Below are 25876 nucleotides of genomic sequence, written 5' to 3' on the forward strand. Positions count from 1 at the left end.
ATGCATTCTATATTTGGCAAAAGACATGAGGAGGACAAATCATGACTGACAAGAATCAAGAGCAAGCGATTCACAAAGATGAGAATTCCACGATCGACAATCTGTCCATTACAACGATCCGTACGTTGGCAATTGACGCGATTGAGAAATCCAAATCCGGACACCCTGGTATGCCAATGGGCTCCGCTCCAATGGGCTACCAACTGTTCGCTAAAACCATGAACCACAACCCGGCCAACCCAACATGGGTGAACCGCGACCGTTTCGTGCTGTCCGCAGGTCATGGTTCCATGCTGCTGTACAGCCTGCTGCACCTGAGCGGCTACGATCTGCCAATGGAAGAGATCAAGAACTTCCGTCAATGGGGCAGCTTGACTCCAGGTCACCCTGAGTTCGGTCACACTGCAGGTGTTGACGCGACAACAGGTCCTCTGGGCCAAGGTCTGGCAATGGCAGTAGGTATGGCTATGGCTGAAGCTCAAATGGGCGCGACTTACAACAAGGAAGGTCATGACATCGTAGATCACTTTACATACGCGATCTGCGGCGACGGCGACTTGATGGAAGGGATCTCCCATGAAGCAGCTTCCCTGGCTGGACGTCTGCAGCTGGGCAAACTGATCTTGATGTTCGACTCCAATGACATCACACTGGACGGCGCTTTGAACCTGTCCTCCTCCGAGAGCATTGCCAAGCGTTTTGACGCTTACGGCTGGCAAGTACTGCGTGTAGAAGACGGTAACGATCTTCCTGCAATCGCAAAAGCGATTGAAGAAGGACAAAAAGAAACAAACCGTCCTACCATCATCGAAGTTAAAACAGTGATCGGTTACGGCAGCCCGAACAAACAAGGTAAAGGCGGCCATGGCGGTACTCACGGTTCCCCATTGGGTACAGAGGAAGCCAAACTGACAAAAGACTTCTACAAATGGGTATATGAAGAAGATTTCTACGTACCAGACGAAGTTCGCAGCCACTTTGCTAATGTCAAAGACAAAGGCATTGCTGCTAACAAAGCATGGGAAGAGAAATTCGCAGCATACAAAAAAGCATTCCCTGAACTGGCTGCTCAGTTCGAAACAGCAATCAGCGGCGATCTTCCTGAAGGTTGGGACCGCGATCTGCCTAAATACTCCACGGAAGACAAAGCGGTATCCACTCGCGTGGCTTCCGGTAACGCACTGAACGGTCTGGCTCCTAACGTGCCTAACCTGACAGGCGGTTCCGCTGACCTGGAGAGCTCCACAATGACGCACCTGAACAACCTGGCTGCGTTCACACCAGAAGATTACTCCGGCCGCAACATCTACTTCGGTATCCGTGAGTTCGGTATGGCGGCAGCTATGAACGGTATGGCTCTGCACAGCGGTGTGAAAGTATTCGGCGGTACATTCTTCGTATTCACCGACTACCTGCGCCCAGCGGTTCGTCTATCCGCTCTGATGGGATTGCCTGTGACTTACGTCCTGACTCATGACAGTATTGCTGTTGGTGAAGACGGTCCGACTCACGAACCTATCGAGCAGCTGGCTTCCCTGCGCATCATCCCTAACCTGAAAGTGATCCGTCCAGCAGACGGTAACGAAACTTCGGCTGCTTGGGCTTATGCGGTAGAGAATAAGAAAAATCCGGTTGCCCTGGTGCTTTCCCGTCAAAACCTGCCGATCCTGCCAGGTACGGATGTGAATGCGCGTGAAGGCATCAAACGCGGTGGTTATGTAATCTCCGATGCAAAAGACGGCAAAGCCGTTGCACAACTGATCGCAACGGGTTCCGAAGTTCAACTGGCTGTGAAAGCTCAGGAAGCTTTGGCTCAAGAAGGCATTCAAGTTCGCGTAATCAGCCTTCCAAGCTGGGAACTGTTCGATCAACAAGACCAAGCTTACAAAGATTCTGTCCTGCTGCCTGACGTGAAAGCTCGTCTTTCCATCGAAATGGCTCATCCAATGGGCTGGCAGAAATACGTTGGCGACCAAGGCGATATCCTCGGCATCGATACATTTGGTGCTTCCGCTCCTGGCGACCGCGTTATTGCAGAATACGGCTTTACAGTAGAGAACGTGATTAGCCGCGTAAAAGCTTTGCTGTAATCGGTCTTTGTTAACCATCACTTCCGGCGCTCAGCCGGGGTGAAGCGGAAGAGGCCTGCGCTTCGGCAAGGGCCGCTTCTGCTGCATACTGTAGACAGCCGTTGCGTCCGCGAGGATCACGGCTGTTTTCAGACTTTACGGTCTTTTTTTGACCATACATCCCTATAAATGGGGGTCTGGGGAACGGGAGAGAGCAGCTCTGGCTGTCTCACTGCCGCTTCCACAAAGCTTGTCAGGCCCCCGAAAATTAAGTATTCTATTGCTAAGTCGTTCCAAGAAGACAAGGCAATATACCAATTAGGAGGTTCTATTCCATGTCTAAAAAAGTGACTTTTGACTACAGCAAAGCGCTGAGCTTTGTAGGTCAACATGAAGTTGATTATTTCGCAGAACCAATCCGTCTTGCTCACGAGCAGCTACATAACGGAACAGGTGTAGGTTCTGATTTCCTGGGTTGGATTGATCTTCCGACTGCTTACGATAAAGAAGAATTTTCCCGTATCCAAAAGGCTGCAGCTAAAATCCAAAGTGACTCCGAAGTACTGATCGTTATCGGTATCGGCGGTTCTTACCTGGGTGCACGTGCAGCGATTGAAATGCTGTCCCATTCCTTCTACAACATGCTTCCTAAAGACAAACGCAAAACACCTGAAATCTACTTCGCTGGCAACAACATCAGCTCCACTTATGTGAACCACCTGCTGGAACTGATCGAAGGCAAAGATTTCTCCGTAAACGTCATTTCCAAATCCGGTACAACAACAGAACCAGCGATTGCTTTCCGTATCTTCCGTGCGGCACTGGAGAAAAAATATGGTAAAGAAGAAGCACGCAAACGCATCTATGCGACAACAGACAAAGAGCGCGGTGCCCTGAAAAAGCTCGCTAACGAAGAAGGTTATGAGTCCTTCGTGATTCCTGATGATGTAGGCGGCCGTTATTCCGTTCTGACAGCTGTAGGTTTGCTGCCAATCGCAACAGCTGGCATCAACATTACAGAAATGATGGAAGGCGCTGCTGCTGCATCCAAGGAATTCAGCAACCCTAACGTTGCCGAGAACCAGGCTTATCAATATGCTGCTGTTCGTAATGCGCTGTACCGCAAAGGCAAAGGAACGGAAATCCTTGTCAACTATGAGCCTTCCCTGCACTTCGTATCCGAATGGTGGAAACAGCTCTTCGGTGAAAGTGAAGGTAAGGACTACAAAGGGATCTACCCGGCATCTGTTGACTTCTCGACAGACCTGCACTCCATGGGTCAATTCATCCAGGAAGGCAGCCGTAACATTTTCGAGACAGTGATCCAGGTTGATCAAGTGCCTAGCCACATCTCTATCGAATCTGATCCGGACGATCTGGACGGTCTGAACTTCCTGACGGGCAAAACCATGGACTTCGTGAACAAAAAAGCGTTCCAAGGTACTCTGCTTGCGCATACAGACGGTCAAGTGCCTAACCTGATCGTCAATGTTCCAGATTTAACTCCATATTCCTTCGGTTATCTGGTATACTTCTTTGAAAAGGCCTGCGGCATCAGCGGCTATCTGCTGGGCGTCAATCCATTTGACCAGCCGGGCGTAGAAGCATACAAGAAAAACATGTTTGCCCTGCTTGGCAAACCAGGTTACGAAGAAGAAAAAGCCAAACTCGAAGCAAGACTGTCGGAATAATTCCGGCGTCCCGGCATAGAGTGTAGTAACCATTTTAAAGGTTAACTGTCTTATGGACGTTGACTTGTTGTCTGGTTATTGAAATAAAATGAAGCACCCAAACAGGAGAGCAGTTCTCCGGCTTAGCGCCGGGGGCTGCTTTCTTGCAAATCTTCAAGGTGGCTTGTAAATGTGTAAGGTGGTTAGTATGTTATGATTCAACGTTACCGTACCGTCAGGCAGGCGGGAAATAAAGAGATTGTGATTCGTAAATCACGCTTTATCGGCCATATTCAGCCGGTTGAGAGTGAAGAAGAAGCAATCCAGTTTATCGAAGACATCAAGAAGCAGCATTGGAATGCGACCCACAACTGTTCCGCCTACATGATCGGCGAGCGTGATGAATTTCAGAAGCAGTCAGATGATGGCGAGCCGAGCGGCACCGCAGGAAAACCGATTCTGGAAGTGATTCGCAATCAGGGCCTGAAGAATGTGGCGATTGTCGTAACCCGTTATTTTGGTGGTATTATGCTGGGAGCTGGCGGTCTGATTCGTGCATATACCGATGGAGCCGTCGCGGCGATTGAAGCCGGGGAAGCCATTACCCGTGTGCTGCATCAGGAAGTGTTCGTGGAACTGGATTATACTTGGCTCGGTAAAGTGGAGAACGAGCTGCGCAGCCGCAATATTCGCCAGGGAGAAACGTCTTTTACCGATAAGGTGACACTGCTGTGTCTTCCGGAAGCTGAGGAAGCCGAGGCTTTTCAGGCTTGGATGCGCGACCTGACCCAAGGTCAATCTCTGATTACGGAGGGAAGTCAGCTTTACTTTACTGAAGGGGAATAACATTATGGCCAGAAGAGCAGTAGAACAGGAGTTGTCGAGAGAAAGGATACTGGAAGCGGCGAGGCATCTTTTTATTACAAAAGGGTACCGCGCCATATCCATGCGCAGCATTGGCCAGCATCTGGGCTATAGTCACGGGTCGTTGTATTATCATTTTAAAGAGAAGGCAGAATTATTTTACGCCATTGTGATGGATGATTTCAGCCATTTAGGACTGCTGATGAAGCAGGCAATGAATCAGCCTCCGCAGGATGGTTTGACTTCTTTGGAGATGCTGTTGATTGAATTCGTGCGTTTTGGCCTGGATAATCCTTTTCAATATGAGATTATGTTCATGATCCGCGATGAGGAGCTCCTCGCCTACTGCCGGGCTGAACAGAGCAGGTGTTTTGAGATGCTTGCCTCCATGGTCGCCCACTACCTGAAGGACAGCAGATGTCCTGAAGAGGATCGCCCGTTTTTACCACATAGCTTATTCCTCGCCATGCACGGCTTCATCTCTTATTACATACAGGACCGGATTACCTTCGATGAAATCAAACCCGCAGCTATCAAACATGTTCAAATGCTGTGCAGAAATTTATAGTTATGGAGCACAATGCCGGTTGGCCTTTTTATTTCACTTTATACTTCATGACGGTAAAAGGTAAAAACGTTGCATTGCAAAAGTAAACGGCGCTTCCCACGGGAATGCGCCGTTTGTTCAGGTTAGCCCTGCATAATCTTCAGATGGCATTCCCGGGTACGCGGACCATCAAATTCACAGAAATAAATGCCCTGCCACCGGCCGAGCAGCAGACGCCCGCCGCGGATGATGATGGTCTGGGAAGGTCCGGTAGTGATCGATTTCAGGTGGGATGCGGTATTGCCTTCACTGTGGCGGTATTTGGGATGCTCCCACGGATAAACCTCATCCAAACGCATTAAGACATCCTTCTTCACATCCGGATCGGCATTCTCGTTGATGGCAATACCTGCCGTCGTATGAGGACAGTAGACGAGCACAGTGCCTTCCTGTACCCCGCTTTTCGCCACGAAGGCTGCAACATCCCGGGTGATGTCCCGCATTTCGTCCCGGCGTGCTGTCGTTAGCTGCAGTGTATGAAGCATATTTATCTCTCCTTTTGAATAAAGCCTATTCCTATAAATTATAACCTTAACCTGCTTCAGCTTATCAAGTCGTCTGGAAAGAGAAGAACTTCTTATTCAACATTTCGTGAATAGTTATTGACGGTGAAGTACCGGTTTGGTACATTATTTTAAAATGGTGAAAACCCATGAATTTAATAGGGATTCGGATAGGCAATAGAATATGAAGAGGTCATATACAGTACAGCAGCGAAAGGGAGTGCGCGGTCATGCATATTGAGGTCAACAATCTGAACAAGCATTTTGGCCAGTTCCACGCAGTAAAAGACGTTTCGTTCAAGATCGAGAAGGGGCATCTGATTGGCCTGCTCGGTCCGAGCGGCGGCGGCAAGACATCCATTCTGCGTATGCTGGCAGGTCTTGAGAACCCGGATACCGGAGAGATCCGGTTTCATGGGGAAGTGGTTAACCATGTGCGTCCGCAGGAACGCGGCATTGGCGTCGTTTTCCAGAACTATGCCCTGTTCAAGCATATGACGGTATTCGATAATATTGCATTCGGCTTAACGATTAAGAAAACGCCTAAAGCCCAGATCAGACAGCGTGTTATGGAGCTGGTTGAACTGACAGGACTCAGCGGTTTTGAGAAGCGCTACCCGCATCAGCTGTCCGGCGGTCAGCGGCAGCGGGTCGCTTTTGCCCGTGCGCTGGCTCCCGAACCTCAGCTTCTGCTGCTGGATGAACCCTTCGCGGCTATCGATGCCAAGATCCGCCAGGAGCTGCGCACCTGGCTGCGCGAGTTGATTGAGCGGGTCGGCATCACTTCGATCTTCGTGACTCACGATCAGGAGGAAGCGATCGAGGTTGCAGATGAGATCATGATTATTAACCAGGGGCGCCTGGAGCAGAAGGGGACACCTTGGGAGATTTACAAGCAGCCCAAGACGCCGTTCGTTGCAACCTTTGTCGGGGAGTCTACGGTAGTGGATCAAGCCGGCGAACTGAAAGGCTTTGCCCATTCCAGGAATGATGCTTCCCTGAAAGCCCTGGTGCGCCCGGAATACGTGGAGGTTGGCCTGGATCATGAGATTCTGCTGGACTCGGCTTCAGAGCGGGGGAGAGTACGCCATGTGCATTTCCGCGGCAGCCAGTGGATGGTGGAAGTAGAGGTCGGCCGCCACAGGCTGATGACCTACCGCTCGCTGGAGAAGGAGACCCTGTCGCCGGGTCAGGATGTGAAGGTGCTCATCCACCGTATTTTTCTATTTAACGATGATGGCGGCCGGATTGCGGAGAACACGTTAAAGGAAGATCCCATGCCGATTATGATCTAAAGTTGATTAAGAAACAGCCTGAAGAACTCGGATCACCGAGCTTCCTTCAGGCTGTTTGTGTCCGGTCAGCGGTCTGCATATAGGCAGGCTGCTGTTATAATAGATATATAAAGAAGGATTAGGATAGGAGACTGTACAATGGATCAATTGATTTTTCTGGGAACTGGTGATGCGATGGGGGTTCCTCGCGTGTATTGTGACTGTGAAGTATGTACGGAAGCCCGGAAGACAGGTCTCAACCGACGGCTGCGCTCTTCAGTCCGGATCGAGAGCAGGGAGGGAAACTTTACAATTGACTGCGGACCAGATTGGCGGGTCCAGATGGAGGGGGAAGGGCAGCGTCATATGCAGCAGCTGCTCGTAACCCATGCCCACTTTGACCATATCGGGGGGCTTCCGGAATGGGCAGATGCCTGCCGCTGGCTGGGCAGCAAAGGCAATATGTATGCGCCAGCTGAAGTGCTGGAGCAGATCAACGGACAATTTCCTTGGCTTGGACGTCAGCTGGACATGCATTCGATCGATGAAGGCTTCATCCTGGCAGGATGGCACATTCGCGGGTGGAAGGTGAACCACGGCAAGAACGGTTTTTCCTATGCTTACCGTATGGAGAAGGGGACCTTCGCATGGGCTTACTGCTCGGACTCCATCGGGCTGAATGATCAGGAGAAGGAGCTGCTGCACGGGCTGGATCTGCTGGTGCTGGGAACAAGCTTTTACCATGAGACGGCTGCCTACGAGACCCGTTCGGTCTATGATATGCTGGAGGCTCAGGAGCTGCTTGCAGAGATTAAACCGGTTCAGACTATCTTCACTCATATGTCACATGATGTGGACCTTAAGGCTGGTTATCCGTTAGCAGACGGTATCACGCTGGCACATAGAGGCATGAAGGTTCCGCTTGGAGGCTGATCATGGTGCCACGCCACGAATAGCGCAATTCAGATCAAGAACGGCAGATCCCTTAAACATATAATAAAGATGCAGATGCAGACGAGGTGAAGCATGACATTCTACGATCCAAGTATTCTGAAAGTGGCCGCCTACGTGGAGGACCATCTGGAAGAGGAACTGACCCTGCAGGAGCTGGCCCGTCAGGCTGATTTCTCCAAATTCCATTTCACCCGGATCTTCAAAGCGTTAACCCGCGAGACGTTGAGCGAATATATCCGCAAACGGCGGTTGACGCGTGCGGCAGCCGATTTGGTGGAGACAGACCTGCCGCTCATAGAGCTGGCGTTAACGTACGGATATCAGTCACAGGAGGCTTTTAGCCGTGCGTTCAAGCAGTATTTTGGCCTGTCTCCGCAAAGGTACCGCAATCAGGGGATCCATTACGAGAACTTGTACAAAAGCAGCCTGAACGACGTGATCCTTCAGTTGAAGAGAGAGCCGGTACGCGGCGGCCATCGCTATGAGCAGTCAGCGGGTTTCTGGACGGCGGGGAGGGTTCTCGAAGGGCCTGTCGGGAATGAACAGGTGTCCAGACTTTGGAATACATTTGATCAGGCGCTGGCAGAGCTTCCTGTGTCCGAATTCTCCGGAGTAACCTATGGAATTGAGTGCATGGGGGATCATGAACAGGCTGGGACCCGATATATGGCAGCGGTGCAGCTGGAAGGTGCAGAAGCAGATTGGAAAAGATGGCTGCCAGAGGATTGGAGCTCCATGTACATGAAGCCGGGGTGTTATATCGTCTTCGAGCTGGACGGACTGATTGAGAACATACCAGCTGCCATTGAGGAGATCTATCGTGTCAGACTTCCGCAGCTCGGAGTCAAGCCGGCAGAGGATTACCACTTTGAGCGTTATCGTAATGACTTCACAGCCAATACGGCTCTGCATACGTTTGACTTCTGTATTCCGATTAAAGGGGAGACCATATCATGTACATAGGTAACGGGGCATATTGTTATGCCAATTCAACATCCATGCTGCTGAAAGCTTATGGGGAGGAGGTCCAGCCGGGACTGCTTGAGGTGTTAACCGGGGTAGGAATCGGGTTCACGTGGGAACCGGACGGGATGCCTTTCCTGCACAGCGCATCAGGAGCACCGGATACCGGCATCTCCCGGGCGCTGCAGGTACTGGGGTACTCCTGGCAGGAGTCCGCCTGCATGGACGGTGAGACTTACCCGCTGGAGCAGCTGAGAACAATGATCGCTTCCGGACCCGTCGTGCTGGGACCGCTCGATATGGGATATCTGGATTATATTCCGAACCATCGTTATCTTGGAGGCTGTGACCATTATGTATTGGCCTACCGTCTCGATGATGAATATGTATATGTGCATGATCCGGCGGGCTATCCTTATTCCCGCTTGACGCTGGCACAGCTGGACCTGGCCTGGAAGGGAGAGACCATCCCTTATCGCCGGGGGACATACCGCGCCTGGTGGATGCCTGAGCGAACCGCATCGCCAACCCGTGATGAAGTTTATGAACAGACGATCTCTTTCTTCCAGGGATTGTATGAGCAGGCCGAAGAGGCGGGACGGGCGCGGGGAGCAATCTCTGGCTCAGCGGGACTGCAGAAGTTTCGGGGTGTGCTGCTGAGCGGTGAAGTATCGGAGGGACTGATTGGCCATATGTCTCATTTTCTGTTTCAGCTGGGGGCCAGACGGGCGAACGACTTTGCAGCTTATTTTGAAGCACGTCATCCTGAGCTGTCGGCCCTCAAGGTGCAGCAGGCTGAGCTGCTGGGCGAAGCTCATGGAATGACGGTCCGCCGTGATTGGCAGTCGCTGGCAGAACTGCTGGAGCAGTTTGGCCGTGTCGAGGAAGCATTTCAGCGTGAACTGTTGTCCATTCAAGTTACCCAGGTTTAGCCTATATAGATATTGAAATATATTAAAAAGAGGAGTACTCCTTGCCAGGCGGCTTGGGTACTCCTTTCGTATATATAAGTCCGGATTACACGTTCAGCACATATTTATCAATGACATGCTTCACTCCGTCTTCGTTATTGCTCAGCGTGACGAAGTCAGCGATTTCTTTCAGGGCATCAATGGCATTGCCCATCGCTACACCAAGACCGGCAGCCTCCAGCATTTCATGGTCGTTCCAGGAATCACCAATCGCAATCGTATCCTTCATATCTACATTAAAATGCTGTGCGAGGAACTCAAGGGCATGGCCTTTGGTGCCTTCACGATGCATAATTTCAAGGAAATACGGTTTCGATTTCGTAATATGGACCTCGTCACCCAGCAGCTCGTGCAGGACGGGTGTAATTTCATCCAGTTTGTCGGGATCATCGATAATCAGCATTTTGGGTGTTGGCTGCTCAATCACTTTGCTGAATACAGGTTCAATGAAATATGGTGTCTTATTCAATTCACAGTAGTCGATCAGCTTCTGGTTCACCTCGCGGGAGTAAAGCTTGTCATTGATGTAGGTCTGCAGATGAAGATGATTTTCCAGGCAGTACTCATACAGGCGGCGTGCAGCATAGATCGGCACATAACGCTCATACAGCACGTTCTCGTCCATCAGATTTTTGACCAAAGCCCCCTGGTACGTAATGATAGGAACGTTTAAGCCGGTCTGACGGGCAATCTGTTGAGCGGAAGCATAAGCGCGTCCGGTGGCAAGTGTAACGACTACATCTTTAGCTACAGCCTGCTCCAGCGCTTCCTGGGTTGCCGGAGTCACTTCTTTTTTATCGTTAATCAGGGTATCGTCTATATCAATCGCAATCAGTTTGTACATGTCTTTCTCTCCCTTAAGTCATATCTCGGCATTCGGTGTAACACAAGAAGCACCATGCTGAAGTCACAATGCTCTCATTGTATCCCATAATAGTCAAAAGGACAATATCAAAAGGACGGATTTCCCTTAGGAAAACCGTCCTTGGCAGCCAGCTTTTATGTCAGCATGGTGATTTCTGGTGTGCAATTATTGATCCAGCAGGATCAGACCGATCAGGTCGTCTTTCTCCAGATTACCAAAATAATGCTTCACATCCATATCCGCAAGGGCTTCACGAACCGCATGTTCTTCAAAACGCTTGCCGCGCAGCGCATCTTCCAAGTCTGCCACATCTCCTACGCCGAAGAAATCACCGTAAATTTTGATCTCCTCAATCAGTCCATCCTTAATATCCATGCGGATATCAATAATGCCGACCGGGAACTTCTTGCTCTGCTTAATGTTGCTCGCTGGTGACTGGCCGTAGTTCCAGTCCCACAGCTTGTACCGTTCTTCGGAGATCTGGTTAATTTTCTCCCAATCCTTCTCGGTCAGTTCATATTGAGGAACCTCGGAAGCTTCCATCGAAAAGATGGAGCGGAGCAGTTCAGCACGGAATTCCTCGATCGTCATCTTGGTATCCATCAGATCACGGATATTGGCTACACGACTCCGAACCGACTTGGTGCTCTTGGATTTAAATTTTTCAGGGTTCGCGTTCAAGGCAGCCTGCACATGATCCAGGTTCAGATTGAACATCAGGGTACCATGCGTGAACATCCGTCCGCGGGTAGCAAACTGGGCGTTGCCCGAAATCTTCTGTTCACCGACCTGAAGATCGTTGCGTCCTGTCATTTCGGCGTTAACGCCCATCTTGTGCAGGGCTTCGATCACGGGCTGGGTGAATTTCTGAAAATTGTGGAACGACTCGCCGTCGTCCTTAGTGATGAAGCTGAAGTTCAGGTTGCCGAGATCATGATAGACCGCACCGCCGCCGGACAGGCGGCGTACAACCTGTATATTATTGTCTCGAACGTATTCATTATTAATTTCCTCCACCGTGTTCTGGTGTTTGCCGATAATGATGGAAGGACGGTTAATGTAAAAGAGCAGGTAGCTCTCATCCGCAGGAAGATGCTTGAGCGCATATTCTTCAATCGCCAGATTGACGGATGGATCGGTAATGCCTTGGTTATCAATGAACAGCATGTTCATTCCTCCGAACACAACAAATTTGGTGCCAGCAAACCGCACCATTCGACCTATATTGTAACTTAAACGGTGACCGGATACAAAAAAAATACGTATGCTCCATATGTGAAAAGAGGATGTTTGTCGATAAATATGAATCATTTTGAATAGATGAATAACAAGAACTAATATAAAATAATGGAAAGCTGTTTGTGCCTTAGGCCACGAGCACGGGCAATAGGCATTTAATCAGGAAATGATGCTGCTTGATCGGAGCAGTATGGTGGAAAAGGAGAAGGCAGTTATGATTGAACAATTTGGACATGGCGGGGACGTGGAGACAGCATCGGCATCGTTCGGCTGGCGGGTGGACAGCTTCCTGGATTACAGCGCCAATATTAATCCGCTAGGACCGCCCCCGCAGGTGATGGAAGTGATCCGGGACGGATTATCGTCGGTCATCCGTTATCCGGATCCGGCGCATCGTGCGCTTCGACAAAAGCTGTCGGGTTATTTGGGCGTGCCGGCTGAGATGCTCTGTATCGGCAACGGTGCGGCGGAATGCATGGCGTTACTGATATTAGGGCTGAAGCCGGAGATGATCGGAACTGTGGAGCCCTGCTTCTCGGAATACAGTGAGCTGGCCCGCAAGTTCGGAAGCGAGGTCGCTTCGGTATTCGGCTCCGAAGACCGGCATTGGCGAGCTCCGCTGGAGGACATCCTGTCACTGCTGGGACAGGTAGATATGCTGTTCCTCGGTCAGCCCAACAATCCTAACGGTGTTCAGTACGGAATGGATGAACTCTCCGCCCTGGCAGCCAAAGCGGAGGAGGAACAGACCTATCTGATTCTGGATGAGGCGTTTATCGATTTTATTGAGCCGAACTGCAGAATAACCCTGCTGCCGGAGATTCAGCGGTATCCGCATGTGGTGCTGGTGCGTTCCATGACGAAGTTTTACGCCATCCCGGGACTGCGGCTGGGTTACGCTGCAGCTCATCCTGATGTTATCCAGGCGATGCGGAACAAGCAGGTCAGCTGGAGCGTCAACGGACTTGCATTGTCTGCCGGATTGGCGTGTCTGGACAGCGGTGAAGCGTATGAGATGGACACGATCAGCATGACTGTCCGGGAACGCGCCCGGCTGGCGGACGGCTTGACCATGCTGGGCTGCCGGGCCACACCGTCCGAGGTTAATTACCTGCTGATCAAGCTGCCGGCTCCATGGACGGCACAAACGATGCAGCGCGAGCTTGGTGAGCAGGGGATCCTGATCCGTAGCTGTGCGATGTATCCCGGACTGGAGGCAGGGCATATACGAGTGGCGGTGAAGGATGGAGAATCCAATCAGCGTCTGCTGGCGGCAATGGATAAGGCATTAAACAAGAGAATGAATGAGGGATCAAGTGACGAATAACCTGTAACGATGTTACGGAAAGTGAAAGAACAATGGAGTGAAACCCAAGAAGAAGCTTCATGAGGAGGAGATCAAAGTGAGTCTGCCTTTTCTGCAACAGGAACAAGGTGTACTTCATTCGGAATTATGGCCAGGCCTGACGCTAAGTCGTGGTGAGCGTCACCTGCGGCTCAGAAGTCCTGTGCGTCTGCAGGGGTTATCCAGCGCCGTTCATGGCGGGGGGAGAATCCGGCTGGATCAGGCCGTTAATATTTATGTGGACCGGACTTACCAATGTGATGATCCTGTGCGGGATATCAGGCTGCTCCTGGAACAGTGGCAGTATCCGGTGGAAGACACCGCAGCCCTGCTCACCGCTGTAAATCTGGGCCATGCTTCGATCATGGAGGCGGAGGCCGATGGAGCGGTCCTCTTTTGCTGTGCAACCGGCGGAGCTACCAATGCGGCCCGTGCAGGTTCATCGCGCACGACTTTTGCAGCGGCTGAACCGTTCGTAAAGCCTGGAACGATTAATATTATGCTGTTCATCGATGGGCAGATGACGGAAGGAGCCATGGTGAATGTTATTCAGACGGCCGTGGAAGCAAAGACAGCCGCCTTGCTGGATCTGAATGTGGCAGATCCCGATAACGGCCTGCAGGCGACCGGCACGACGACGGATGCAATTGTACTGGGTGTTAGCCAGAAGCCGGAGGCTGAGGTGCTGCACCGCTATGCCGGCACAGCCACGGAACTGGGAGCCGCGATTGGCCGCCTGGTGTATGGTACTGTGCGGGAGAGTCTGGAGCAGGGACGCGCCATGGCCTCTGCCCGCTTGTCTCCGTCGAACAACCTGTAAACGGTATTTTAAACGAACCGGGTAAGTGGGAGATGATGAATGAGATGGAGTGTTCATCTCCAGCGAAGCCTGAACAGCAGGAGGATAAGAAAGTATGTTGAACATCTGGGAACGGCTGGGTGAGGGAGTGTTTTCGCCTGTTCTGATTCCGGCCTGGATCATAGCTGCAGCTTATGCTCTGGACCGGCTGATAGGGGATCCCCGCTGGATTCCGCACCCGGTGATCGGCATGGGCAAAGCGATTACAGCTCTGGAGAAGCGGATCCGTGCCAGAACTAATACAGACAAAGGACTTAAGCGGGCGGGAATGTTGCTGCCGCTCCTGGTGGCGGGCGGCGCATTCACTGCTTCTTGGCTGCTTCTGGTCCTGTTGTACTGGATCCATCCGTGGCTGGCTGCAGCCGCTCACGTCATGCTGATCGCAACAACCATTGCTGCGAAGGGGCTGCGCGATGCAGGCAGGGAAGTGTATCTTCATCTGAAAAGGCGTGATCTTCCTGGCGCTCGCCGGTCGCTTGGCATGATTGTCGGCCGCGACACCGGCCACTTGGGCGAAGCGGAAATCGTACGCGGAACGGTAGAGACGGTGGCAGAGAATATTGTGGATGCTGTTGTATCGCCGCTTTTTTATGCGCTGATTGGAGGTGCACCGCTTGCACTGGCTTACCGTGCGGTGAACACACTGGATTCCATGGTGGGCTACAAGAATGAGAAATACATCCATCTTGGCTGGGCATCAGCTCGTCTGGATGATATCGCCAACTTCGTACCGGCTCGTCTGACTGCCGGGCTGCTCATCGGCGCCGCCTGGCTGTTCCGGATGGATGCAGCCAGCAGCCTCCGTATGGTACGCCGGGATGCCCGCCTGCATCCGAGTCCGAACAGCGGGTTTCCGGAATCCGCTGTGGCCGGCGCTCTGGGGATCCGATTGGGCGGTGAAAATGTCTATCATGGTGTTCGCTCATTTCGAGCTTATATGGGCGAGCCGCTCCGTGAGATGAACGCTGAAGATATAACGAAGACCTCCCGTCTCATGTTCGCTGTATCAACCACTTTTGTTATTTGGTGCGCCGCGGCCGTGATCCTGGTCGGGCTGTCAGGAGGGAGGATGTTATGGTAGAACGAATGTATCGGTTCGCTGCAGGAGATAAAAAACAGAAGTCAGGTCGAACCATTGATCTGGTGCTGGTCCGCCACGGCACAACGTCCTGGAATATAGCCAAACGGTATGTGGGCCATGCCGACCCGGGGCTGGCTGCCTTTGCTTCAGAAGAGCTGATGCCTCTGCGTAAGCAGCTGTCAGGCGGGCGGTTTGCGGCTGTCTGGAGCAGTGATCTGCGGCGCTGCCGGGAAACGCTGCTGCTCGCAGCCCCTAAATTGGCGGTAAGCGCCAGACAGGACGAGCGGTTGAGGGAGATGGACTTTGGCGAGTGGGACGGCTGTACTTACGAGATGCTGAAGGAGCAGCCGGTCTACCGTGCCTGGATTGATCGTCCTCAGCAGGTCACACCCCCAGGCGGTGAGAGCTGGAATGCTTTTGCCGCGCGTGTGCACGAGGTTATCGAGACGATCGTACAGCAGGTGACTGCTGAAGGAGTGACTGCTGAAGCAGGAGTGACTGGAGAACAGGGCACTGTTCCGGTTGTGCTGGTGATCACTCATGGCGGGGTAATCCGCCAGATGGCTTCCATGCTGGGTGCGACCGAAGCTTTCTGGGATCTGTCCGTCCCGCCCGGAGGAATGATCACTTTGCGTGTGCAGGCAGGGCTTGAGGGCTTGGCCGGAAGACAAGTGTCCTATCCTTTTAGCATCTTTACCAGATAAAATCCGTTGAAGTGGTTGATGTCATATACCTAATGAATCCAAGGTGGTGTCTTATAGATGTCCTGTACGAAGAATAAGGCTGCAGCAACAATTATGGGTATTTCATTTCCGAAAAACACAATGAGAGATTGTTCCGCTATCATTGAGCAGGCCATTGAGCAGGACAAGCAGGAGCTGTTTCATGTTATAACCGGCAACCCGGAGATCGTGATGGCCTCTCAAAAGGACGAGCAGCTGCGTACGATTATTCAGCAGGCTGGCCTTGTTACAGCAGATGGAATTGGAGTTGTTATGGTGTCCCGCCTAAGAAGGCAGCGGCTGCCGGAGCGAGTAACCGGCTGTGATCTGCTGCTGGAGCTGCTGGCGGCGGGCAACAGGAATCGCTGGTCCGTCTACCTGCTTGGAGCCGATGAAGAGACCAATCGGGGTGCAGCAGAGGCCATTCTGAAAATGTATCCGCATATTCGTGTGGCAGGCCGGCATCACGGTTATTTCAAGCCGGAGGAGGATGGACGTATCGTTCAAGAGATAGCGACAGCCCAGCCGGATATTCTGGCGGTCGCACTTGGAGCGCCTAATGCGGAGCGCTGGATTCATAAGTATCGGAGTCAGCTTCATGCCAAAGTCGCGATGGGCGTAGGAGGCACGCTGGATGTGATTGCAGGTACAGTTCCGCGCGCGCCAATGATATGGCGGAGAATGAATCTGGAGTGGCTCTATCGTCTGATCCATCAGCCTTCCCGCTGGCGCCGTCAGCTGATGTTGCCGCGTTTTGCCGTACGTGCCCTGCTGCACAGGGAGAGAGAGAACATTACATAAGAATCCATCAGCATTGAAGTGCCGAAGCCGTCGCAAGACAAATCCGGGAGACGTTTAATCATAGATAAAGACAGATAAAGTTGTTTGTTTGCCAGGCAGGCGAAGTTTGAGCATGATTTTAATACAAAGAGCAAAAGGGGAGTGCACGAATGGAGCCAAAATGGCTGGAGTGGGCCAAGCAGATCCAGGCCATCGCACAGACCGGTTTGACCTATGCCAAGGACGTTTATGATATCGAGCGGTATGAGAGGCTGCGGGATCTCAGTGTGGAGATGATGGGCAGCTATACGGACGTCAGCACGGAGAAGATCAGATTGAGCTTTGCCAATGAGGATGGTTATGCAACACCAAAGGTCGATGTGCGGGGAGTTGTTTTCCGGGAGGGCCAAATTCTGATGGTCAAAGAGAAGCTGGACGGTGCCTGGGCCCTTCCGGGCGGCTGGGCCGACATTGGTTACTCTCCTGCAGAAGTAGCGGTGAAGGAAGTCAGGGAGGAATCGGGATTTCAGGTAGCTCCTATCCGGCTTCTGACCGTATTTGATAAGAAGTTTCATGCCCATCCGCCGGAGCCGTACCATGTCTACAAAATGTTCATCCAATGTGAAATCGTGGGCGGAGAGGCGTTAAGCGGATTAGAGACAAGTGAGGTGCGTTTCTTTGAGGAGACGGAACTGCCGGAACTGTCACTGGAGCGGAACACCCGGGAGCAAATTCTGACTATGTTTGAATACTATAGGGACCCCGGGAAGCGGGTGATTGTAGATTAATTAGAAACCGGCACAAGGAGCATGAAAAACTCTATATACAGCAGCTATGGCGAAGAGAAGGAGAGAGCTATAAACATATGGACAACCGGCTTCAAGAGCAAATGAAATTTTTGATTGAGATAGACCGGCTCAAAACGATTGAGAGACGTACAAAAATCATGAGTGGGGACCGGCTGGAAAATGATGCAGAGCATTCATGGCATCTGGCCATGATGACAAGCAGGAACGGGAAATGGCTGCTGCGGAGCGGCTGTTTGGCCTTCTTCCCGCAGATCAGAATGACGAGCTGATGCAGCTGTGGCTGGAATTTGAGAGAAAACACCGGAGGCCCAATTTGCCTCTGCCGTGGACCGGCTGCAGCCAATGATCCATAATTCGCAGAACCAGGGGGATACCTGGCAAAAATACGGTATTACAAGTGAACAGGTCCGCAGACGAAACGGTGAAATTGTTAACGGCTCTGAGACGCTGTGGGATTATGCCCAGAATCTGATCCAATCCTCGGTGGAGCGAGGGATTCTGGCCGAATAAGTGAAATGGTTTTCCACTTCGTGTGAATCTCTAATGAAGTTTTATATTGAGCTGCAATATAGTCCTATTTTATTACAAAAATGGATATGATCTAAAGCTTACGGGAAGAACAAAAAGAGCTGTACCCTCTGAAGAAAAGCGCTGCTGTGGACATCCGGCTGTTGTAAGACCGACATTTTTCGCCTATAATCATCAAGGAAAAGAATGGTTCGAACAATAACTGAAGTAGTTCCAACTCACTCAGGGTCCTGTGCAGGCAGCTGCCGGCACAGGTTAAAAGGGAAGCCGGTGCAAATCCGGCACGGTCCCGCCACTGTAAAACAGGGGGAGTTCTCCAAGTGCCACTGCCGGACAAGCAGTTCCGGTGGGAAGGCGGAGATCCCGCAAGCCCTGTAAGTCAGGAGACCTGCCCTGAGTGAAGGTAACCGGCGATCCTTCGAGGAGAGGATGACGTGTTCGCAGCAGCTTAGGCAGGCCGGAAGGCCATGCTTGTGGTTCCGCGTGCATGCTTAACCCTGTCCTCACTTGTGAGGACAGGGTTTTTTGGCCGTATTTTGCCGAGGGAAGTTGTTCTGGCTGCTTTTTAGACCCACATATTAAGGAGAGAGTCCATTGAGTAATGCATTGAAAAAGTCTTGGATGTCCGTGCTGCTTGCTGTTGTCCTGTCGGCTGCACTGACAGCCTGCGGCACCGGTACAGACAAAGAGAGTACCAGCGCGTCGAAACCGTCGACCGAGCAGAACACCACTAATCAGACCAACAGCAATCAGACAGCTGATCTGAAGACACAATATCCGCTGACGGTTAAAGATTCCACCGGAGAGTCCTTCACCTTCGACAAGGCTCCAGCCAAAATTGTATCTGTATCCCCGGCTGAGACCGAAGCACTGTTCGCCATTGGTCTGGATCAGGAAATCGTAGGTGTGTCCGATTACGACGATTATCCGGAAGCAGCCAAATCGAAGCCCAAAATGGGCGGCTTGAAGCCGAATGAGGAAGCGCTGATTGCAGCAAAGCCTGATATTGTGCTGACGGGGCTGACGATGGCTGATGATGAGGTCAAGAAGCTGCGCGGTATTGGGATCAAGGCGTTCAAGACCGATCCGAAGAACGTAAATGACGTGATTAACGACATCGAACTGTACGGACTGATTACGGATCATCAGAAGGAAGCCAAAGAGGTTACCGACAAGATGAAGAAAGACATTGCCGATGTGCAGGATGCTGTGAAGAATATCGGTAAAGACCAGAAGATGAACGTGTATGTGGAATTCTCGCCAGGCTGGACCGTGGGCAGTGGGGAATTTATGGACGAGCTCATTACACTTGCTGGCGGTGTCAACGTGGCAGGCAAGACACCGGGCTGGCATGAGATCAGCGAAGAGAACATTATTGCAGCCAATCCGAATGTTATTCTGTACAGCAAAAATGTGGTCGATGACAAATCTGGCAAAACGCTGGATCAAATCATCAAGGCTCGCAGCGGCTGGAGCGATATTTATGCGATCAAGCATGACCGGGTATTTGGTCTTGACGACAACCTGATCAGCCGTCCGGGTCCGCGTGTAACCGAAGGTCTGAAGGAAGTGGCCGCGGCCATTTACCCTGATATTTTCAAATGAAAACCAGATTAGCAGGTTATGGTGCCGCAGGCATCGCGCTGCTGATTGTGACCCTGATGGTGTGCCTTGGAATTGGGGCGGTACACCTGCCGGTGGGTCAGATCGCATCGATCCTGCTGCATCAGCTTCCCGGCATCGGGCAGCCCTCTAGTCCTTCCTGGGATTCGGCGGCTGAGCAGATTATTGTGAATGTCCGGCTTCCTCGCGTATTGCTCGGCATGCTGGTCGGCGCTGCATTGGCGTTGGCGGGAACAGGCTTTCAGGGCGTGCTGCGCAATCCGCTGGCCGATCCTTTCACACTGGGCGTATCATCGGGAGCGGCTGTGGGGGCCTCTCTGCTTATTTTTACGAATACCCAGTATTCGCTTGTTGGCGTGTGGACGCTGCCGCTGGTAGCTTTTGCGGCCGGTATGCTCAGTCTGTGGGCCGTGCTTGCGCTGGCCCGCGAGGGGGGCAAGATTCCGACACGGAGCCTGATTCTGTCGGGCGTCGTGATGCAGTCGTTTCTGGGATCTATCGTTTCTTTTCTCGCGGCGATGTCCAAGGACACGGTGAATCAAATCATATATTGGACGATGGGAAGTCTGAGCTTGCGTGGATGGTCGTATACGGCCATCCTTTTGCCATATGTTATTGCCGGACTTATTTATTTATGGAGTCAATCCCGCAAGCTCAATCTGCTGTCGCTCGGTGAACGGCAGGCGGCCCACACCGGACTTGAGGTTGAACGTCTGAAGCTTGGCGTGCTGCTGGTATCGACCCTGCTGACGGCGGCGGCCGTCTCCATGTCCGGGGTCATCGGTTTTGTGGGTCTGGTTGTGCCGCATATGATTCGTCTGATTGTCGGGCCGGATTACCGGCTGCTTGTCCCGCTCTCCACGCTGGGAGGCGCCATCTTCATGGTATGGGCCGATACAGCAGCACGCACTGTTCTGGCTCCGACAGAAATTCCGCTCGGTGTAGTAACAGCGTTCGTCGGCGCGCCCTTCTTCGCTTATCTGCTGCATCGCAGCAAGAAACAGGGGAGGGGGGATGTGCTGTGAACCGCGATGAAGATTTGTCTGCCGCTCCTCTGCTTGAAGCCCGGCAGCTGTCCCAGACCTATGGAGATACTTACGCGCTGCAGCAGCTGGATTGGTCCATCCGGGAAGGGGAATGGTGGGGGATCATCGGGCCGAACGGCAGCGGTAAATCGACGCTCATTAAATTCCTCTCCGGGGTGGAGAGTCCGACTTCAGGTGAAGTGCTGCTCGGCGGACGGAGCATTACTGCCTACAGCCGGCGGGAGTTATCCCGCCGCATAGCCGTCCTGCAGCAGGATGCGATTCCACCTGCCGGCTACACGGTCCGGGAAGTCATTGAGATGGGCCGGTATCCTTATCAGAATTGGCTGGGAAGGGAGCGTAGTGATGAACGAAGAGTTGGACAACTGATCAACGATATCATGGAACGGCTCGGTCTTGCTGAACTGGGGCAGCGCAAACTGGATGAGCTGAGCGGCGGTCAGCGGCAGCGTGTTGCACTCGCGAAGGTCATGGCTCAGGAACCCAGCATTCTCCTGCTGGATGAGCCTACAACTTTTCTTGATGTGCATTACCAGATGCAGCTGATGGACCTGCTGGCCCAGTGGCGCCAGGAGCAGGGGATCACGATAGCCGCTGTACTGCATGATCTGAACCTTGCAGCTCTGTTCTGTGACCGGCTGCTGCTGCTGAAGGAAGGACAGTTCCGGGGGAACGGTACTCCCCGCGAGATGCTGACCCCGGACCAAATTTCGGATGTATTCCGGATACAGCCGGCCATCATCGAACATCCCGATGATGGCATTCCGCAGCTTCTGCTGCGGCGGCAGGTATCCGATTCGCAGATAGAAACAGATAAGGAAGTGGAATCATGACAGAGCAGCTGTTATTACAGCAGATCCAGGAGATTCAGCCATTGGATCAAGAGTCGATGAATCAGGCTTCAGCCCACCTGGATCAGCTGACCAAGCCTCAGGGTAGTCTCGGAAAGCTGGAGAGTCTGGCCATTCAGCTGGCCGGCATCACCGGAACACAGGCTCCGCTGCTGGAGCGGCGCTCCGTGATTGTGATGGCCGCAGACCATGGCATCGCAAGCGAGGGTGTCAGCGCCTATCCGGCGGAGGTCACGCCGCAAATGCTGCTGAACATGCTGCACGGCGGTGCAGCCGTGAACGTCCTTGCACGACAGGCCAGTGCCCATGTCGTGTGTGTCGATATCGGCGTGAATGCCGATATCGAGCATCCGCGGCTGCACTCGCGCAGCATCCGCAAGGGCACGGCCAACATGGCAGAGGGACCCGCCATGTCAAGAGACGAGGCGGTCCGCGCCATCCGGACCGGCATGGAGATCGCGGCAGACGAGGTGCGCCGCGGGACAAGCCTGTTCGTGACCGGCGAGCTCGGCATCGGTAACACCACGGCCAGCGCGGCGCTGATCAGCGCGCTGACCGGATTGCCGCCGGCCCGGGTGGTGGGCCGCGGCACCGGCCTGGACGATGCAGGCGTGCATCGTAAGACCGAGGCGATCCGCCGCTCACTGGAGCGGAATCGCTGTGACGCCACCGACCCCGTCGGTGTGCTCGCTGCGGTCGGCGGCCTTGAGATTGGCGGCCTGGCCGGGGTCATTCTTGGTGCAGCCCTGCACCAATGTCCCGTCATGCTGGACGGCTTCATCTCCGCCGCAGCTGCCCTGCTCGCCGTCCGGCTGGCGCCAGCCTGTGCGGCGTACATGATCGCTTCCCATCAGTCGGATGAGAAGGGACACGCCGCCGTGCTGGAGCAGCTGGGCCTGCAGCCGATGCTGCAGCTGGACATGCGGCTGGGTGAGGGAACCGGCGGCGTACTGGCCCTGCATCTGGTAGATGCGGCAAACCGGATCATGCGGGAGATGGCGACGTTCGCCAGCGCAGGGGTAGCAGGGGCATCCGGTGAGGTGCCGCAATGAAGGTGCTCGTAACGGGCGGAGCGCGCAGCGGCAAAAGTTCCTTCGCGGAACGGCTCTGTAGGAAGCGTGCGTCTTCGGCTTATTACATCGCGACTTCTCAGGCGTTTGATGAAGAAATGAAGGAACGGATTGCCCTGCACCGTCAGCAGCGGGAAGCCAGCGGATATGCTTGGCAGACGATAGAGGAACCGGTCGAACTGGCAGCCGTATTGGACCGGTTGGGGCAGGAGTATCGGTCTCATGGTGACATGGGGCTGCCAGCGCCGACGGTCCTGGTCGACTGCCTGACTCTGTGGCTGTCCAACCTGCTGCTCATTCACGAACAGGATGGTCAGGAGGGAATACAAGCGGTACGCGCCGCGGCAGCCGTATTGGAAGCTGCTGTAAGTCGGTATCCCGGTTCCCTCGTACTGGTCACCAATGAGGTGGGGGACAGCATTGTGCCGGAATACCGGCTTGGACGGGTATTCCGCGATCTCGCAGGGTTTCTGAATCAGCGTATGGCGTCGATCAGCGATGAGGTTTTTCTTGTAACGGCTGGGATTCCGGTTGAGCTTAAAAGGCTGGAGTACCGGTTATGAAGCGGGAATGGCAGGCGGCGGCAGCCGCCTTTCAGTTTTTATCGCGTTTTCCGGTGCGGGCTGAGTTGGATTTCAATCCCCGGTTATTGGGACGCAGCGTCATCTACTATCCGCTGGTAGGTGCGGCGATCGGTACGGTAGTATGGCTGACGGGGCTCGCCTGCGGCTGGCTGCTGCTGCCGCTTCCGGCGGCGGTACTCATTCTGATCGTCTGGGTATGGCTGACAGGAGGCCTGCATCTTGACGGCTGGATGGATGCGGCAGATGCGCTGCTGAGCCACAGGGACCGGGACCGCATGCTGGAGATTATGAAGGACAGCCGGGTTGGAGCCATGGGGGTGATCGCCTGCGTGCTGCTGCTGCTGCTCAAGGTCTCGCTGCTGTACAGTTTGCTGGAAGCGGATGCTTACTCGCTCCTGGTGCTGCTGCCAATGATCTGGAGCCGCTGGTTCATGGTTCATGCCATGCAGGGCTGGCCGCTGGCCCGTTCGGGCGGCGGACTTGCAGGCATGTTCGGTCATATCGGAAATGCAGAGCGTAGACGTGCAGCCTTCTGGGCAACCGGCTTATCGTTTCTGGTTGTTCTCATCCAGATTGTAACGGACGGAGGTATGGCGAAGGCAGGCCAGCCTGTCTTGCTGGGGAATGTTGGTCTATTGGCTTTTGTGCTGATTCCACCAGCCGCATGGCTGGCAGGCACCTGGGCGGCAAGGCGGGTGCAGAAACGGCTGGGCGGCCTGACCGGGGATATCTATGGGGCGCTGAATGAGCTGCTGGAGGCAGTCCTTTTGCTGCTGATCGTGGTACTGCATACCCATCTGTAAGGAGTGAAGCAAGATGGAAACCGGGGATAAAGAAGCTTACACGTTCCAGTCAGGAACGACAGAGAAGCAGCCGGCAGGAGCTGTGCTTATGGTGCAGGGAACTGCATCCGACGTAGGTAAAAGTGTGATCACCACGGCTTTATGCCGCGTCTTCACCCAGGACGGGCTGCGTACCGCGCCGTTCAAGTCACAGAATATGGCGTTGAATTCATATGTTACCGCGGATGGCAAGGAAATCGGACGTGCTCAGGGCGTGCAGGCGGAAGCCTGCGGGATTGACGCCACAACCGATATGAACCCGGTCCTTCTGAAACCGGTGAAGGATATGCACTCCCAGATCGTGGTTCACGGCGTACCGCTGACTCAAATGAGCGCTATGGATTACCGCTCGGTATTCCTGCCTCAAGCGAGAGGAATGGTGATGGAGGCGCTGAATCGTCTCCGCGACCAATATGATTTGGTGATTATGGAAGGAGCGGGCAGCCCTGCTGAGATTAATCTGAAGGACCGCGATATTGTCAACATGAATCTGGCCGGCTGGGCGGATGCACCCGTGCTGCTCGCGGCCGATATTGACCGCGGCGGGGTATTTGCTTCGCTGGTCGGTACGCTGGAGCTGCTCGAACCGCATGAGAGGCAGAGAGTGAAGGGTTTTATTATTAACAAATTCCGCGGAGATCTTGCGCTGCTGCAGCCGGGTCTGGATTGGCTGGAGCAGCGTACGGGTATTCCGGTCATCGGGGTGCTGCCGCATTTGCAGGATATAGCGATTGAAGCGGAAGATTCGGTCGTGCTGGATACGAAGACGCCGGTCATCCGCTCTGCATCCAGCGGCCTTCTGGATATCGCGGTCATCCGTCATCCCCGAATCTCTAATTTTACTGACATGGATGCGTTGTCCGCAGAGCCGGATGTTGCGCTTCGTTATGTCACATCGTCACATGAATTGGGGATACCGGATGCCATTCTGCTGCCCGGGACCAAGGATACGATTGGAGATCTGCAGGTATTGGCAGAACTAGGACTGGATCAGGCGATACAAAATGCTATGACATCAGGTACCTGCCAGCTGGTAGGTATTTGCGGAGGATATCAGATGCTGGGAACCTCCCTGCTGGACCCGGAGGGTGTCGAGTCAGGGGAACCCCGGGAAGCAGAAGGTCTAGGATGGCTGCCGCTCACCACAACATTTCTGCAGCATAAACGGACCCTTCAGGTGCAGGGAGAGACGCATCCGGACAGTCCGGTTCCGGCAGCAGCGGCAGGAGGTCCCACAGCTGCGGGATCAGACCGGCTGCCCATCCGGGGATATGAGATCCACATGGGAACGACGGAATGCCAGGAAGACACAGACACATGTCCACTGTTTGTGATTGAAACGGCGGACGGAGGTCAGACGGTTGAAGGGCGTGCCTTGGCTAATGGGTCGGTATGGGGTACCTATTTGCACGGTATTTTCGATAATGACCGTTTCCGCCGCTGCTGGCTGGATGCGCTGCGCTCCCATAAAGGACTGTCTCCATTGGCAGTGACGTTTGATGCCCGGCAGCGAAAAGAGCAGGAATTCGATCGAATCGCAGACTGGGTCCGCGAGCATCTGGATATGGATGCTGTTTATCGCATAGCGGGTTTCGCTTCCGGCGGGGTCAAGTAGAAGGATATCCGGCCATCATGGTCATACTAATCAAAAAGCCGACTGCAGCTTGATATTATCCCCTCTAAGTAGACAGTGTGTAAAAAGCGCACTAATGTTTACTTGGAGGGGATTTTTCATGGGCGAAATACGGAAGACATAT

General features: G+C 53.3%; 25 protein-coding genes, 1 pseudogene and 1 riboswitch. Of the genes and pseudogenes, 22 read left to right on the plus strand and 4 right to left on the minus strand.

All coding sequences use genetic code 11. From position 1 onward, the window contains the following. Positions 1 to 41: 41 nt before the first annotated feature. Positions 42 to 2090 (plus strand): transketolase, encoded by a 2049-nt coding sequence (tkt, locus tag Q5741_RS13000; protein WP_305024512.1) that lies wholly within the window; start codon positions 42 to 44, stop codon positions 2088 to 2090. 10 nt (positions 2091 to 2100) lie between these two features. Here tkt and Q5741_RS13005 read toward each other — a convergent pair whose 3' ends face one another. After that, positions 2101 to 2250: a hypothetical protein gene (locus Q5741_RS13005; protein ID WP_305024513.1), complete on the minus strand. Its 150-nt coding sequence runs from the start codon at positions 2248 to 2250 to the stop codon at positions 2101 to 2103. 154 nt (positions 2251 to 2404) lie between these two features. Between Q5741_RS13005 and Q5741_RS13010 the strand changes: the two genes are divergently transcribed. From Q5741_RS13010 to Q5741_RS13020, 3 genes are all read left to right on the plus strand, one after another. Beyond that, a complete protein-coding gene (locus Q5741_RS13010; protein ID WP_305024514.1) occupies positions 2405 to 3760 on the plus strand; it encodes a glucose-6-phosphate isomerase in 1356 nt (451 codons plus the stop codon). A gap of 192 nt (positions 3761 to 3952) precedes the next feature. Then, positions 3953 to 4585, plus strand: a complete 633-nt coding sequence (locus Q5741_RS13015; RefSeq protein ID WP_305024515.1) for a YigZ family protein — start codon at positions 3953 to 3955, stop codon at positions 4583 to 4585. A gap of 4 nt (positions 4586 to 4589) precedes the next feature. After that, positions 4590 to 5171 (plus strand): TetR/AcrR family transcriptional regulator, encoded by a 582-nt coding sequence (locus Q5741_RS13020; RefSeq protein ID WP_305024516.1) that lies wholly within the window; start codon positions 4590 to 4592, stop codon positions 5169 to 5171. 122 nt (positions 5172 to 5293) lie between these two features. Here the strand turns inward: Q5741_RS13020 and Q5741_RS13025 are convergent, their stop codons facing one another. After that, complete coding sequence (locus Q5741_RS13025) at positions 5294 to 5695, minus strand: secondary thiamine-phosphate synthase enzyme YjbQ (protein ID WP_305024517.1); 402 nt, start codon at positions 5693 to 5695, stop codon at positions 5294 to 5296. 248 nt (positions 5696 to 5943) lie between these two features. Between Q5741_RS13025 and Q5741_RS13030 the strand changes: the two genes are divergently transcribed. The 4 genes from Q5741_RS13030 to Q5741_RS13045 all read left to right on the plus strand — a co-directional run bounded on the left by Q5741_RS13030 (position 5944) and on the right by Q5741_RS13045 (position 9836). Beyond that, entirely contained in the window at positions 5944 to 7008 is a 1065-nt protein-coding gene (locus Q5741_RS13030) for a sulfate/molybdate ABC transporter ATP-binding protein (RefSeq protein ID WP_305024518.1), read from the plus strand. Positions 7009 to 7146: 138 nt separating this feature from the next. After that, a complete protein-coding gene (locus tag Q5741_RS13035; protein WP_305024519.1) occupies positions 7147 to 7920 on the plus strand; it encodes an MBL fold metallo-hydrolase in 774 nt (257 codons plus the stop codon). Positions 7921 to 8013: 93 nt separating this feature from the next. Next, positions 8014 to 8904, plus strand: coding sequence for a helix-turn-helix domain-containing protein (locus Q5741_RS13040; RefSeq protein ID WP_305024520.1), 891 nt, complete (start codon positions 8014 to 8016; stop codon positions 8902 to 8904). Further along, positions 8895 to 9836 carry a BtrH N-terminal domain-containing protein gene (locus Q5741_RS13045; RefSeq protein ID WP_305024521.1) on the plus strand — a complete coding sequence of 314 codons (942 nt, stop codon included), beginning with the start codon at positions 8895 to 8897 and terminating at the stop codon, positions 9834 to 9836. The genes Q5741_RS13040 and Q5741_RS13045 overlap by 10 nt, the downstream gene beginning before the upstream one ends. Positions 9837 to 9921: 85 nt before the next feature. On the opposite strand, the gene Q5741_RS13050 is transcribed toward Q5741_RS13045, so the two are convergent. Further along, positions 9922 to 10719, minus strand: coding sequence for a Cof-type HAD-IIB family hydrolase (locus tag Q5741_RS13050; protein WP_305024522.1), 798 nt, complete (start codon positions 10717 to 10719; stop codon positions 9922 to 9924). 186 nt (positions 10720 to 10905) lie between these two features. Beyond that, a complete protein-coding gene (locus Q5741_RS13055; RefSeq protein WP_305024523.1) occupies positions 10906 to 11907 on the minus strand; it encodes a lipoate--protein ligase in 1002 nt (333 codons plus the stop codon). 286 nt (positions 11908 to 12193) lie between these two features. Between Q5741_RS13055 and cobD the strand changes: the two genes are divergently transcribed. From cobD to Q5741_RS13125, 14 genes and pseudogenes are all read left to right on the plus strand, one after another. Next, the gene (gene cobD / locus Q5741_RS13060) at positions 12194 to 13306 is read left to right on the plus strand and encodes a threonine-phosphate decarboxylase CobD (RefSeq protein WP_305024524.1); all 1113 of its coding nucleotides are present in this window, start codon (positions 12194 to 12196) and stop codon (positions 13304 to 13306) included. A 76-nt stretch (positions 13307 to 13382) separates the two neighbouring features. Next, on the plus strand, positions 13383 to 14144 hold the full coding sequence (locus Q5741_RS13065; protein WP_305024525.1) for an adenosylcobinamide amidohydrolase: 762 nt from the start codon (positions 13383 to 13385) through the stop codon (positions 14142 to 14144). A 142-nt stretch (positions 14145 to 14286) separates the two neighbouring features. Continuing rightward, the gene (gene cbiB / locus Q5741_RS13070) at positions 14287 to 15264 is read left to right on the plus strand and encodes an adenosylcobinamide-phosphate synthase CbiB (RefSeq protein WP_305024548.1); all 978 of its coding nucleotides are present in this window, start codon (positions 14287 to 14289) and stop codon (positions 15262 to 15264) included. After that, positions 15258 to 15968: a histidine phosphatase family protein gene (locus Q5741_RS13075; RefSeq protein ID WP_305024526.1), complete on the plus strand. Its 711-nt coding sequence runs from the start codon at positions 15258 to 15260 to the stop codon at positions 15966 to 15968. The genes cbiB and Q5741_RS13075 overlap by 7 nt, the downstream gene beginning before the upstream one ends. A 120-nt stretch (positions 15969 to 16088) precedes the next feature. Further along, a complete protein-coding gene (locus Q5741_RS13080) occupies positions 16089 to 16787 on the plus strand; it encodes a WecB/TagA/CpsF family glycosyltransferase (RefSeq protein WP_305024527.1) in 699 nt (232 codons plus the stop codon). A 149-nt stretch (positions 16788 to 16936) separates the two neighbouring features. Then, positions 16937 to 17554, plus strand: a complete 618-nt coding sequence (locus Q5741_RS13085) for an NUDIX hydrolase (RefSeq protein ID WP_305024528.1) — start codon at positions 16937 to 16939, stop codon at positions 17552 to 17554. A gap of 158 nt (positions 17555 to 17712) precedes the next feature. Then, a pseudogene (locus tag Q5741_RS13090) lies at positions 17713 to 18085 on the plus strand (HD domain-containing protein). Positions 18086 to 18311: 226 nt separating this feature from the next. Further along, positions 18312 to 18513, plus strand: a riboswitch (cobalamin riboswitch). 211 nt (positions 18514 to 18724) lie between these two features. Further along, positions 18725 to 19708, plus strand: a complete 984-nt coding sequence (locus tag Q5741_RS13095) for an ABC transporter substrate-binding protein (RefSeq protein ID WP_305024549.1) — start codon at positions 18725 to 18727, stop codon at positions 19706 to 19708. Beyond that, on the plus strand, positions 19705 to 20751 hold the full coding sequence (locus Q5741_RS13100; protein ID WP_305024529.1) for a FecCD family ABC transporter permease: 1047 nt from the start codon (positions 19705 to 19707) through the stop codon (positions 20749 to 20751). Before Q5741_RS13095 ends, Q5741_RS13100 begins: the two co-directional genes overlap by 4 nt. Continuing rightward, positions 20748 to 21605, plus strand: a complete 858-nt coding sequence (locus tag Q5741_RS13105) for an ABC transporter ATP-binding protein (RefSeq protein ID WP_305024530.1) — start codon at positions 20748 to 20750, stop codon at positions 21603 to 21605. The genes Q5741_RS13100 and Q5741_RS13105 overlap by 4 nt, the downstream gene beginning before the upstream one ends. After that, on the plus strand, positions 21602 to 22675 hold the full coding sequence (gene cobT, locus Q5741_RS13110) for a nicotinate-nucleotide--dimethylbenzimidazole phosphoribosyltransferase (RefSeq protein ID WP_305024531.1): 1074 nt from the start codon (positions 21602 to 21604) through the stop codon (positions 22673 to 22675). Before Q5741_RS13105 ends, cobT begins: the two co-directional genes overlap by 4 nt. Further along, positions 22672 to 23256 carry a bifunctional adenosylcobinamide kinase/adenosylcobinamide-phosphate guanylyltransferase gene (cobU, locus tag Q5741_RS13115; RefSeq protein ID WP_305024532.1) on the plus strand — a complete coding sequence of 195 codons (585 nt, stop codon included), beginning with the start codon at positions 22672 to 22674 and terminating at the stop codon, positions 23254 to 23256. The genes cobT and cobU overlap by 4 nt, the downstream gene beginning before the upstream one ends. After that, complete coding sequence (gene cobS, locus Q5741_RS13120) at positions 23253 to 24080, plus strand: adenosylcobinamide-GDP ribazoletransferase (protein WP_305024533.1); 828 nt, start codon at positions 23253 to 23255, stop codon at positions 24078 to 24080. The genes cobU and cobS overlap by 4 nt, the downstream gene beginning before the upstream one ends. 13 nt (positions 24081 to 24093) lie before the next feature. Continuing rightward, on the plus strand, positions 24094 to 25734 hold the full coding sequence (locus tag Q5741_RS13125) for a cobyric acid synthase (protein ID WP_305024534.1): 1641 nt from the start codon (positions 24094 to 24096) through the stop codon (positions 25732 to 25734). Positions 25735 to 25876: the final 142 nt, after the last annotated feature.

The organism is Paenibacillus lacisoli (assembly GCF_030580655.1).
In the GTDB taxonomy this organism is placed as follows: Bacteria; Bacillota; Bacilli; order Paenibacillales; family Paenibacillaceae; genus Paenibacillus; species Paenibacillus lacisoli.

Bases quoted from the DNA above. Each gene is read 5' to 3' on its own strand.
- Q5741_RS13005 (WP_305024513.1), bottom strand. From the start codon at position 2,250: ATGTATGGTCAAAAAAAGACCGTAAAGTCTGAAAACAGCCGTGATCCT.
- Q5741_RS13125 (WP_305024534.1), top strand. From the start codon at position 24,094: ATGGAAACCGGGGATAAAGAAGCTTACACGTTCCAGTCAGGAACGACA.
- Q5741_RS13095 (WP_305024549.1), top strand. From the start codon at position 18,725: ATGTCCGTGCTGCTTGCTGTTGTCCTGTCGGCTGCACTGACAGCCTGC.
- tkt (WP_305024512.1), top strand. From the start codon at position 42: ATGACTGACAAGAATCAAGAGCAAGCGATTCACAAAGATGAGAATTCC.
- cobS (WP_305024533.1), top strand. From the start codon at position 23,253: ATGAAGCGGGAATGGCAGGCGGCGGCAGCCGCCTTTCAGTTTTTATCG.
- Q5741_RS13055 (WP_305024523.1), bottom strand. From the start codon at position 11,907: ATGCTGTTCATTGATAACCAAGGCATTACCGATCCATCCGTCAATCTG.
- Q5741_RS13050 (WP_305024522.1), bottom strand. From the start codon at position 10,719: ATGTACAAACTGATTGCGATTGATATAGACGATACCCTGATTAACGAT.
- Q5741_RS13075 (WP_305024526.1), top strand. From the start codon at position 15,258: ATGGTAGAACGAATGTATCGGTTCGCTGCAGGAGATAAAAAACAGAAG.
- cobD (WP_305024524.1), top strand. From the start codon at position 12,194: ATGATTGAACAATTTGGACATGGCGGGGACGTGGAGACAGCATCGGCA.
- Q5741_RS13020 (WP_305024516.1), top strand. From the start codon at position 4,590: ATGGCCAGAAGAGCAGTAGAACAGGAGTTGTCGAGAGAAAGGATACTG.
- cobU (WP_305024532.1), top strand. From the start codon at position 22,672: ATGAAGGTGCTCGTAACGGGCGGAGCGCGCAGCGGCAAAAGTTCCTTC.
- Q5741_RS13100 (WP_305024529.1), top strand. From the start codon at position 19,705: ATGAAAACCAGATTAGCAGGTTATGGTGCCGCAGGCATCGCGCTGCTG.
- Q5741_RS13040 (WP_305024520.1), top strand. From the start codon at position 8,014: ATGACATTCTACGATCCAAGTATTCTGAAAGTGGCCGCCTACGTGGAG.
- Q5741_RS13010 (WP_305024514.1), top strand. From the start codon at position 2,405: ATGTCTAAAAAAGTGACTTTTGACTACAGCAAAGCGCTGAGCTTTGTA.
- Q5741_RS13030 (WP_305024518.1), top strand. From the start codon at position 5,944: ATGCATATTGAGGTCAACAATCTGAACAAGCATTTTGGCCAGTTCCAC.
- cobT (WP_305024531.1), top strand. From the start codon at position 21,602: ATGACAGAGCAGCTGTTATTACAGCAGATCCAGGAGATTCAGCCATTG.
- Q5741_RS13035 (WP_305024519.1), top strand. From the start codon at position 7,147: ATGGATCAATTGATTTTTCTGGGAACTGGTGATGCGATGGGGGTTCCT.
- Q5741_RS13045 (WP_305024521.1), top strand. From the start codon at position 8,895: ATGTACATAGGTAACGGGGCATATTGTTATGCCAATTCAACATCCATG.
- Q5741_RS13085 (WP_305024528.1), top strand. From the start codon at position 16,937: ATGGAGCCAAAATGGCTGGAGTGGGCCAAGCAGATCCAGGCCATCGCA.
- Q5741_RS13015 (WP_305024515.1), top strand. From the start codon at position 3,953: ATGATTCAACGTTACCGTACCGTCAGGCAGGCGGGAAATAAAGAGATT.
- Q5741_RS13080 (WP_305024527.1), top strand. From the start codon at position 16,089: ATGAGAGATTGTTCCGCTATCATTGAGCAGGCCATTGAGCAGGACAAG.
- Q5741_RS13025 (WP_305024517.1), bottom strand. From the start codon at position 5,695: ATGCTTCATACACTGCAGCTAACGACAGCACGCCGGGACGAAATGCGG.